This is a genomic window from Sphingomonas alpina (assembly GCF_014490665.1).
GTDB classification, from domain to species: Bacteria; Pseudomonadota; Alphaproteobacteria; order Sphingomonadales; family Sphingomonadaceae; genus Sphingomonas; species Sphingomonas alpina.
The window spans coordinates 1,764,481-1,776,714 of the sequence record NZ_CP061038.1 but is presented as its reverse complement, the minus strand read 5'-3'; the positions used below and the strand labels follow the sequence as shown (position 1 = coordinate 1,776,714).

3 protein-coding genes are annotated in these 12,234 nt (G+C 65.1%); all 3 read left to right on the top strand.

Translation table 11 applies throughout. From position 1 onward, the window contains the following. Positions 1–73 precede the first annotated feature (73 nt). Positions 74–340, top strand: coding sequence for an FAD assembly factor SdhE (locus H3Z74_RS08120; RefSeq protein ID WP_187763393.1), 267 nt, complete (start codon positions 74–76; stop codon positions 338–340). A 132-nt stretch (positions 341–472) separates the two neighbouring features. After that, the gene (gene mfd / locus H3Z74_RS08115; protein ID WP_187763392.1) at positions 473–3,928 is read left to right on the top strand and encodes a transcription-repair coupling factor; all 3,456 of its coding nucleotides are present in this window, start codon (positions 473–475) and stop codon (positions 3,926–3,928) included. Between the two features lie 352 nt (positions 3,929–4,280). After that, entirely contained in the window at positions 4,281–12,206 is a 7,926-nt protein-coding gene (locus H3Z74_RS08110) for a hypothetical protein (RefSeq protein WP_187763391.1), read from the top strand. The last annotated feature ends 28 nt before the right edge of the window (positions 12,207–12,234 follow it).

Here is a 12,234-nt window from a genome sequence, read left to right as displayed (position 1 = left end):
CCTGTAGCCTCACCCGACGGTCGCCGCCAGCGCCCGCCGGGTAATTGCGCATGGAAGATATCCGGGGATGACGATGGACCGCGACATACGCCTCAAACGCCTCGGCTTCCGCGCCTCGCATCGCGGCACGCGTGAGGCCGATCTGCTGATCGGTGGGTTTTTCGACGCGAAATCCACAACCTGGAGCGACGCCGAGATCGAGCTGTTCGAGGAACTGCTCGAGGAACAGGATGTCGACATCATGGCCTGGGCGATCGGCACCGATGGGGTGCCGGCGAAATATGCCGGATCGCTGATCGAGGCGATGAAAGTGCTGAACTACGTGCCGATTGCGGAATGAAGCGCGCACCGAAAAATAAACCGTTCGCCCTGAGCTTGTCGAAGGGCCGTTCTTCTTCGACTTGGCCGGACAAGAACAAGACGGTGCTTCGACAAGCTCAGCACGAACGGTAACAAGGCTTTTCCATCTGATATGCCCGACCTGAAGACGATCCTCTCGGCCAAGACGCCGCTCACCCTTGCCGGCGTGCCGACCGGGTTCGAGCCGTGGCTGCTTGCCGATCTCGCACGCGCAGCGAAGACCCGCGCGGTGTTCATCGCCCCCGATGAAGCCGCAATGCGCGCGATCGCCGCGACCGCGACGATGTTCGCGCCGGAGCTTGAGGTGCTGACCTTCCCGGCCTGGGACTGCCTTCCCTATGACCGCGCATCGCCGACCTTGCGCACCATGGCCGAGCGGATGGCGACGCTCCACCGCTTGCAGCAACCGACCAAGGCGCCACAGCTCCTCATCACCACCGCCAATGCCGCCGCCCAGCGCGTCCTGACCCCGTTCCGCATCCGTCAACTCGTCACCACCCTCGCCCCCAAGGCGAGGATCGACCGCGACAAGCTTGCGGCGATGCTCCAGGCCAATGGTTATGTCCGCGTGGAAACCGTTGCGGATTCGGGGGAATTCGCGGTTCGCGGCGGCTTGGTCGACCTGTTCCCGAGCGGCGAGGAACAAGCGCTGCGCCTCGACTTCTTCGGCGACGAGATCGAAAGCGTCCGCACTTTCGATCCCGCCGATCAGCGTACCACCGGCCGCATCGATGGCTTCACGTTGCTTCCCGCCTCGGAAACCCTGCTCGACGAAGACAGCATCAAGCGCTTCCGCAGCCGTTATCGCGAGCGCTTCGGCGCGACCGCGACCGGCGATCCACTCTATCAGGCGATCAGCGATGGCCGTCGCCTCGCCGGGATGGAGCATTGGCTGCCGCTGTTCGAAGAAAAGATGGCGACCTTGTTCGACCATCTCGGTGACGAAGCCGTCCTGGTCCGCGACGCTGGTGTGATCGGCGCGGCGGAGCAACGGTTCGAAGCGATCACCGACTATCACGCCAACCGCGTCCGCGCCCAGTCAAGCGACCCGGGCAGCTATCGCCCGCTTCCGCCCGACGCGCTGTATCTGACTGCCAAGGACTTCGCCGAACGGCTTGAACAAGCCCCGACCCATCTCACCACGCCATTCCATGAACCGGAAAGCGCCACCGTGCTCGACTTCGCGGTCGACGGGCCGCGCGATTTCGGGCCGGAACGCAACAGCGGCGTCAATATCTACGAAGCGGTGGTCCATCACCTCAACACGCTGAAAAAGGACGGGCGCAAACCGATCCTCGCCAGCTATTCGAGCGGATCGCGTGAACGCTTTGCCGGGCTGCTCAAGGATCATGGCGCATCGCATCTGTCGCTGGTCGATACCTGGCAGCAGGCGCTTGGTGTCGGCACCGGTGGTATCGCGCTGATCATCCTGCCGCTCGACCACGGCTTCACCACCCCCGATGTCGCGCTGCTCACCGAACAGGACATGCTCGGCGACCGGCTGGTGCGCCGCGCCAAGCGCAAGAAATCCGCCGATGCCTTCCTTGCCGAACTGGCGATGCTTACGCCCGGCGATCTCGTCGTCCATGTCGATCACGGCATTGGTCGCTATGAGGGCCTGACCTCGATTCCGGTGGGCCAGAGCCCGCATGACTGCGTCGCCTTGAGCTATGCCGGCGGCGACAAACTGTTCGTGCCGGTCGAGAATATCGACGTGCTGTCGCGCTACGGCTCGGACAGCGAAGGCGCGAGCCTCGACCGGCTCGGCGGCGAGGCATGGCAGCGGCGCAAGTCGAAGATGAAGGAGCGCATCCGCGAGATCGCGGGCGACCTGATCGCGACCGCGGCCGAACGTGCGCTCCGTCCAGCCGATGTGATCGAACCCGATGGCGGCGGCTATGCCAGCTTCGTCGATCGCTTCCCGTACGAAGAGACCGACGATCAGGACCGCGCGATCAACGATGTGCTCGCCGATCTTGCCAAGGGCACACCGATGGACCGGCTGGTCGTCGGCGATGTCGGCTTCGGCAAGACCGAGATCGCGCTGCGCGCCGCCTTTGCGGCAGCGATGGCCGGGCTGCAGGTCGCGATCGTCTGCCCGACCACATTGCTCGCGCGCCAGCATTTCAACAATTTCACCGCCCGGTTCGAAGGCTTCCCGCTCAATGTCGGGCGCCTCTCCCGCCTCGTCACCGCCGGAGAAGCCAAGACCACGCGCGAAGGCCTTGCCGCCGGCACGATCGATGTCGTGGTCGGCACCCATGCGATCCTCGCCAAGTCGGTCGAATTCAAGCGGCTCGGCCTGGTCATTGTCGACGAGGAGCAGCGCTTCGGCGTGACGCACAAGGAACGGCTGAAGGCGCTCAAGACCGACGTCCATGTCCTGACCCTCACCGCGACGCCGATCCCGCGCACGCTGCAGATGGCGATGTCGGGCCTGCGTGAGCTGTCGGTGATTCAGACCCCACCGGTCGATCGCCTCGCGGTGCGCACCTATATCATGCCCTGGGACCCGGTGGTGCTGCGCGAGGCGTTGCTGCGCGAACATTATCGCGGCGGGCAGAGCTTCTTCGTCACGCCACGCGTCGCCGATGTGCCCGATATCGAGCAATTCCTGCGCGAACATGTGCCGGAGGTGCGCTACGTCACCGCGCATGGACAAATGTCTCCGACCGAGGTCGAGGAACGCATGTCCGCATTTTACGACAAGAAGTTCGAGGTGCTGGTCTCGACCACCATCGTCGAAAGCGGGCTCGATATTCCCAGCGCCAATACGATGATCATCCACCGCGCCGACCGTTTCGGCCTTGCCCAGCTCTACCAGCTGCGCGGCCGAGTCGGACGCGCGAAGACCCGCGCCTATGCCTATCTGACGACGCCGGCCGGCCGCATTCTGACCGAGGCGGCGGAAAAGCGCCTCAAGGTGCTGAGCGATCTCGACAGTCTTGGCGCTGGCTTCCAGCTCGCCAGCCACGACCTCGACATTCGCGGTGCCGGCAATCTTCTGGGTGATGAACAATCCGGACATATCAAGGAAGTTGGCTACGAACTCTATCAGTCGATGTTAGAAGAGGCGATTATGGAAGCGAGGGCCGGCGGCGCCCTTGCACGCCCGCGCGACTTCAGCCCGCAGATCACCGTCGACGCGCCGATTCTCATCCCGGAGGACTATGTCCCCGATCTCGACCTCCGCATGGGCCTGTACCGCCGCCTCAACGAGATAGAGGAGACCGACGGAATCGAAGCCTTCGCCGCGGAACTGATCGATCGCTTCGGCCCGATCCCCGATCCCACGGCGAATCTGATCACGCTGCTCGAAATCAAGCTCCACGCAAAGAAAGCGTGCGTGGCGAAGATCGATGTCGGCCCGCGCGGCGCACTGGTCACCTTCCACGACAATAAACCGCCCAATATCGACGGCTTGCTCGCCTGGGTCGCGCGCCTCGACGGTGTGGCGAAGCTTCGTCCCGACAGTAAGCTGGTGGTCAACCGCGTCTGGGGCGATCCCAAATCGCGACTGAACGGCGCACTGCAATTGTCAAAAGGGTTGGCCAAAGCGGCAGGATAAATCTCGCTACACCTTGAAAAGATGGGCTAAAGACCGGCAAGTAGCGCTGTTTGTCCGCCCTTCGGGTGTGTCGCGAACTATTCTTGGCATCTTCTGCGCCATCTCGCGGTGGGCAGCTCCCTGTTGACTCATTTCAAGGCCGGGCACATAGGAGCCGCAAATAAACATCGCTCCGGCTTGAACCGGGGGGTCGCACCAACTCGCTGCACTAAAAAGGGGCAGGTTCATGGTGTGCACTTACAAGTCCGTAGCTCGTTCGACTTCGATTGCCGGACAGACTTCCACAAAATCAGCACTTCGGAGGAACCTGCGCTCGCAGGCGAGCCGGCTTGCGCTGCGATCGACCATCGCAATGGCCGCCCTTGCAGGCGCGAGCCTGCTGGCTCCGGGACAGGCCTGGGCAGATTGCCTTGTCGGCGGCGTCACGGTCACCTGCGACACGACCGTCACCACCGACACCCTTTATCCCGCCAGCCCGCCCACTGATCGCGGTTATTCCGGCCCGATCGCCACGCCGATCATCCTCAATGTGGATGCGGGCGCTGCGGTCAGCGGCAATGGCCTTTCGCTCGTCAACACTGCGGGCGGTGGCCTTACGGTGACCAATAATGGCTCGATCAGCGTCGATGCCGGCAACACGCCGACTGTCGGCGGCACCGCAGCGCTGTCGCTTTCGGCGGCCGGTGGCGTGATCACCTATACGGGCGGGAGCATTACCAACAACGGTGCCGGGAACGGGTTCGATGCGGTGCAGACCGGCGGTGTCGGTTCAATCAACATCAACATAGGCAATGTTTCCGCAGCGACAGGCGAAGGCATTACCGTCCGCGACGTCGCCGGCAGCACCGGCATTTCGGTAACGACCAACGATGTCACCGCACTGACGGGCGGCAAGGACGGGATCGACGCCCAGAGCCAATCGCTGACCGGCAATGTTACGGTGGTCGCCAATGGCAATATTCAAGCCGGCAATGCCGGCATCGTCGCTGCGATCTTCCCGGCTGCGGGCACCGGCAACATCAACGTCACCGCCAACGGCGCGATCGATGCGCGGTTCGGGGTCGATGCCGAGAACTTCGGCACCGGCTCGACCAGTGTCACCACGGTCGGCCCGGTCAATGTGACCACCGGCAACGGCATCTTCGCGCTGGCGACCGGCGGGAACGTCACGGTCAATGCCGGTGATGTCACCGCCGCCAGCAACACTGCGATCATCGCACGGCAGACTTCGGCAGCCGGCGCAGGCGCGATCGATGTGACCGCAGGCAATGTCTCCGGCACGACCGGTATCGAAGCCACCAACAGTGGCACCGGCGCGACCACCGTCACCGCCAACGGCACAGTCACCGGTACATTTGCCGAGGGCATCAAGGCGGCCGGTAACGGTGCAGTGACCGTGACGGTCGCCGACACGGTGACCGGCGCGACGCGTGGCCTGGGTCTGATCGGCGGCACCGGAGGCGCAGGCAACATTTCGGTGACCGGTGCTGGCGGGTTCGTCGGTGGCACCGGCGATGCCGCGAATATCCTCAACAATGGCTCCGGCACGGTCACGGTCAACATCTCCGGCGCGAGCAGCTCAGCCAGCGGCGAGGGTATCGTCGTACGCGACACCGCGGCGGGCGGCGCTATCAGCGTGACCACCGGCGCAGTGACCGCGCTGGGGGTTGGCCGCGACGGCATCGACATCCAGACCCAATCGCTGACCGGCGATGTCACTGTCGTTGCCAATGGCAATATTCAGGCAGGCAATGCCGGCATCGTCGCGGCGATCTTCCCGGCTGCGGGAACCGGCAATATCAACGTCACCGCCAACGGCGCGATCGATGCGCGGTTTGGCATCGACGCGGAGAATTTCGGCACAGGCTCGACCAGTGTAACCACGATTGGCGCAGTCAATACGACCACCGGCAACGGCATCTTCGCGCTGGCGACGGGCGGGAACGTCACCGTCAATGCCGGTGATGTCACCGCCGCCAGCAACACTGCGATCATCGCACGGCAGACTTCGGCAGCCGGCGCGGGCGTGATCGACGTGACCGCGGGCAATGTCTCCGGCACGACCGGTATCGAAGCCACCAATAGCGGCACCGGCGCGACCAGCGTCACCGCCAACGGCACAGTCACCGGTACATTTGCCGAGGGCATCAAGGCGGCCGGTAACGGTGCAGTGACCGTGACGGTCGCCGACACGGTGACCGGCGCGACGCGTGGCCTGAGTCTGATCGGCGGCACCGGAGGCACGGGCAACATTTCGGTGACCGGTGCTGGCGGGTTCGTCGGTGGCACCGGCGATGCCGCGAATATCCTCAACAATGGCTCCGGCACGGTCACGGTCAACATCTCCGGCGCGAGCAGCTCAGCCAGCGGCGAGGGTATCGTCGTACGCGACACCGCGGCGGGCGGCGCTATCAGCGTGACCACCGGCGCAGTGACCGCGCTGGGGGTTGGCCGCGACGGCATCGACATCCAGACCCAATCGCTGACCGGCGATGTCACTGTCGTTGCCAATGGCAATATTCAGGCAGGCAATGCCGGCATCGTCGCGGCGATCTTCCCGGCTGCGGGAACCGGCAATATCAACGTCACCGCCAACGGCGCGATCGATGCGCGGTTCGGCATCGACGCAGAGAATTTCGGTGCCGGTTCGACCAGCGTGACGACGGTCGGCCCGGTCAATGTGACCACCGGCAATGGCATCTTCGCGCTGGCGACGGGCGGGAACGTCACCGTCAACGCCGGAGATGTCACCGCCGCCAGCAACACTGCGATCATCGCGCGACAGACTTCGGCCGCTGGTGCGGGCGCGATCGATGTGACCGCAGGCAATGTCTCCGGCACGACCGGCATCGAGGCCACCAACAGTGGCACTGGTACGACCACTGTGACCGCCAATGGCACGGTCACCGGCACTTTTGCCGAGGGTATCAACGTCAGCGGCAACGATGCGGTGACGGTGAACGTCGCCGATACCGTGACCGGCGCGACACGCGGTTTGAACCTGATCGGCGGCACTGGGGGCGCAGGCAACATCTCGGTCACCGGCGCTGGCGGCTTTGTCGGCGGCACTGGTAACGCAGCGAACATCCAGAACAATGGCTCGGGCACAGTCACCGTCGACATCTCCGGTGCGAGCAGCTCGGCCAGCGGTGAAGGCATCGTGGTGCGCGACACCGCGGCGGGCGGCGCTATCAGCGTGACCACCGGCGCAGTGACCGCGCTGGGGGTTGGCCGCGACGGCATCGACATCCAGACCCAATCTCTGACCGGCGATGTCACTGTCGTTGCCAATGGCAATATTCAGGCAGGCAATGCCGGCATCGTCGCGGCGATCTTCCCGGCTGCGGGCACCGGCAATATCAACGTCACCGCCAACGGCGCGATCGATGCGCGGTTCGGCATCGATGCCGAGAACTTCGGCACCGGCTCGACCAGTGTGACCACCGTCGGTCCGGTCAACACGACCACCGGCAATGGCATCTTCGCGCTGACCACCGGCGGCAACGTCACGGTCAATGCGGGTGACGTGACGGCTACTGCCAATACCGCGATCATCGCGCGGCAGACTTCGGCAGCCGGCGCGGGCGTGATCGACGTGACGGCGGGCAATGTCTCGGGCACGACCGGCATCGAGGCCACCAACAGCGGCACTGGCGCGACCAGCGTCACCGCCAATGGCACGGTCACCGGCACGTTTGCCGAGGGTATCAACGTCAATGGCAACGATGCGGTAACGGTGAATGTCGCCGATACCGTGACCGGCGCGACGCGCGGCCTGAATTTGATCGGCGGGACCGGCGGCGCGGGTGACATATCCGTCACCGGCGCCGGCGGGTTCTTCGGCGGCACCGGTAACGGGGCGAACATCCAGAACAACGGTGCCGGCACGGTCACGGTCAACATCTCCGGCGCGAGCGGTTCGACCAGCGGCGAGGGCATCGTGGTGCGTGACACCGCAATCGGCGGCGACATCAGCGTGACCACCGGCGCGGTCACCGCGCTGGCAGGTGGCCAGGACGGGATCGATATCCAGACTCAGTCGCTGACCGGCGATGTCACGGTGGTTGCCAATGGCGATATCCAGGCGGGCAATGCCGGCATCGTCGCGGCAATCTTCCCAGGTGCTGGAACCGGCAATATCAACGTGACCGCCAATGGCGCGATCGATGCGCGGTTCGGCATCGACGCGGAGAATTTTGGCACCGGCTCGACCAGTGTGACCACCGTCGGCCCGGTCAACACGACCACCGGCAATGGCATCTACGCACAGACCAATGGCGGCAATGTCACGGTCAATGCTGGCGATGTCACATCCACCGGCGCCGCGGCGATCGTGGCGCAGCAGACCTCGGCCGCTGGCGCGGGCGTGATCGATGTGACCGCGGGCAATGTCTCCGGCACGACCGGCATCTTCGCGAACAATTCCGGTACCGGCGCCACCATTGTGACCGCCAACGGTACGGTGACCGGCACTTTCGCCGAGGGCATCAACGTCAGTGGCAACGATGCGGTAACGGTGAACGTCGCCGCTACGGTGACCGGCGCGACGCGCGGCCTGACCCTGATCGGTGGCACTGGCGGTGCGGGTAACATCTCGGTCACCGGCGCCGGTGGCTTTGTCGGTGGGACCGGCGATGCGGCGAACATTCAGAACAACGGTTCGGGCACGGTTACGGTCGACATCTCGGGCGCGAGCAGCTCGACCGCCGGCAACGGCATTGTGGTAGGCGATACCGCGCTCGGCGGCGACATCAGCGTCACCACGGGTGCGGTCAGCGCGTTGGCGGGAGGGCAGAACGGGATCGACGTCCGAACCCTGTCGACCGGCGCCAATATCACGGTGGTCGCCAATGGCGATGTCGGGGCAGGCAATGCGGCCATTGTCGCGGCGGTCTTCCCGGCCGCTGCGACCGGCAATATTGACGTGACGACCAATGGCGCGGTCAACGCGCGGTTCGGCATCGATGCCGAGAATTTCGGCAGCGGCTCGACCAGCGTGACCACCGTCGGTCCGGTCAACACGACCACCGGAAACGGCATCTTCGCGCTGACCACCGGCGGCAACGTCACGGTCAATGCGGGCGACGTCACATCCACCGGCGCGGCGGCGATCGTCGCTCAGCAGACTTCGGCCGCCGGCGCGGGCGTGGTCGATGTGACCGCGGGCAATGTCTCGGGCACGACGGGTATCTTCGCGCTCAATGCCGGCACTGGCGCAATCAACGTGACCGCCAACGGTACGGTCACCGGCACTGCCGCCGAGGGCATCCTGGCAAACGGCAACGCCGCGGTGAGCGTGAGCGTCGCCGATACGGTGACCGGCGCGACGCGCGGCCTGACCCTGATCGGCGGCACTGGCGGCACGGGCAACATCTCGGTCACTGGCGCTGGCGGATTTGTCGGCGGCACCGGCGATGCGGCGAACATCCTCAACAATGGTGCGGGCACGGTCACGGTCGATATCTCGGGCGCGAGCAGTTCCACTGCCGGCAACGGTATCGTCGTGGGCGATACCGCGCTCGGCGGCGATATCAGCGTCACCACCGGTGCGGTCAGCGCGCTGGCGGCAGGCCAGAACGGCATCGACATCCGGACCCAGTCGACGACCGCCGATGTCACGGTGGTCGCCAATGGCGATATCGGGGCGGGCAATGCGGCCGTTGTCGCTGCGGTCTTCCCGGCCGCTGCGACTGGCAATATCGACGTCACCACCAACGGCGCGGTCAATGCCCGGTTCGGCATCGATGCGGAGAATTTCGGCACGGGAGCGACCCGAGTGACCACGGTCGGCGCGGTCAATGTGACCACCGGCATCGGCGTCTACGCGCTCTCGACCGGTGGCGCCGTCACCGTCAATACCGGCGCTGTGACATCGACCGGTAATGCGGCGATTATTGCCGAGCAAAGCTCGGCCGCCGGAACTGGCGCGGTCAACGTGACCGCCGGTGCCACCTCCGGCACGACCGGCATCATCGCGACCAATCGCGGCAGCGGCTCGAGCACGGTGGCGGCATTTGGCCCCGTCACCGCAACCACCGGCAACGGCATCCTGGCGCAAGCGAATGGCGGCAACATCGTCGTGGCGGCGGGCGATGTGAGCTCGACCGGTACGACGGCAATCGTCGCACTCAACACGGCTGCGGCGGCCAATACCGGTACGATCGACGTCACGCTGACCGCCGGCCATACCGTGACCGCCAACGCGGTCGGCGCATATGGTATCTTCACCGATAGCGGCCAGTCCTCGGGCACCACGACCATTAACGTGGACGGCACGATCAATGCCGCGGCTGCGGGTGTCGCGAGCATCTCGACCGTTGGCGACATCGTCACCAATATCAGCGCGACCGGTGTGATCGATCCATTGATCGGCATCGACCAGTCGACCGTCTCTGGTGCGATCACCGTCAACAATGCCGGTCTGGTCGAAGGCGACAATATCGGCGTGCAACTGACCTCGACGGGTGCCGGCGCAGTTGGCGCCCTCACCGTCAACCAGGCCAGCAGCGGCACGATCGCCGGCATCATCGGCGTCGACTTCGCCAGTGTCGATGCTGCGATGGCCGTCAATAATGCCGGGTCGATCTCAGGCGCGGCCGGTATCTGGATTGAGGCTACCGGTACCGGCAGTGCAGCCATCGGCAATTCCGGGACGCTCACCGGCACCAGTCGAGCCGTGCAGGCAACGCTGAACGGCGGCAGCTTCACGCTGACCAACACCGGCACGATGAACGGTGCGCTCAATGTGGCCGGTTCGGCTGTCGCGACCTCGACCGTGACCAATGCGGCCGGCGGAATCGCGAACTTCGGGTCCGGCGCATCCAGTGTCTCGGGCAGCTTCGTGAATGCGGGCATCGCCAATATCGGCGCCGGCGGGACGATCCTGTTCCTCGGCAACACCAACAACTCGAACCGGATCAACTTCGCCGGAGCGGGCACCTTCACCACCAACGGGGCGATGACCAACACCGGGATCATCAACGCGCAGAACAATTTGACCAGCAACGTCGTCACGGTCGGCGGCGCCTATACCGGCGGCGGGCAGTTCTTCGCCGATTACAGCACGGTCACCGCGACCGCGGATCGCCTGAACATCGGTGGCGCGGCGTCGGGCAATACCAATGTGACGATGAACCGCGTCGGCGCACGCAGCTTCGTCGCCGGCGGCTTCCTGCCGGTGGTGACGGTAACCCCGGGCGCCGCGGTCGGCACCTTCACGTCGAATACGATCTTCCCGAACACCGGGTTCATCCTCGAAAGCTTCGGGCGCAATCCGGCGAGCAATACCCAGTTTGGCCTGATCCAGCAGATCAACCCGTCCTCGACGGCGCTCGGCGGCCTGACCTATATCGCCGAATCCGCTTCGATGCTGCTCGACGCGCCGATCAGCCCCTATATCACGCCACGCACCGATGCGGCGGCCGGCGACAAAAGGTTCAGCCTGTGGATGCGCGGTTCGGGCGGACATACCAAACAGAGGATCGCATCCTCGATCAGCGGCGGCGGGGTCACGTTCAACTCGGTCAACCGGTTGCGCACCGACCATCAGGCGATCCAGCTGGGCGCCGATCTGGGCCTGTACTTCGGCGGCAACTGGGTCGCGCATCTGGGGGTCACCGGCGGCTGGTACGATGGCGTCGCCCATCCGTCCGCGAACGAAAGGCTGGCGGTCGATACAGGCTTTGTCGGCGGCTATGTCGCGATCAGCAACGGGGCGCTCACCATCGACGGGCAGCTCCGTCGCGAATGGCGCAAATACGACATGGTCCTGCCGACCTTGTTCGGCAACACCAAGAAGGACGTCGACGGCCGGGCAACCGCCGGATCGATCCACGCTTCCTACCGCGTCGGCGGCAGCAGCGGCTTTGCGGCAACGCCGTTCGTCGGCTTCAACTATGCCGACAGCCGGATCGACAACCTGACGATCGACGCGATCAGTGCCTATTCGCCGGGCGGCGACAAGACCAAGGTCGGCCAGGCCGGATTGCGGCTGTCCTATCGCGCCGGCAGCGACGATAAACTGGTGGTCGAGCCCTTCGCCAGTGCGGCGGCGATGAAGAACTGGTCGCGCGGCGACGCCGGGACTTTCAGCTTCGGTACGCCGGCAACCAACTTCGCGCTGACCACCACAAGCTGGGACGACGCCGTACGCTATTCGGTTGGCGTCATCGGCCATGCCCGGGGTGGGCGTCTCTCGGCCTTCCTCGTCGGCAACCTCGACGACGGCTCGGGCCTGCGCGCCTTCACGGTCAATGGCGGAATCCGGCTCAACTTCTGACCGGTGCCGGCAGGGCCTGGCAGTCGCG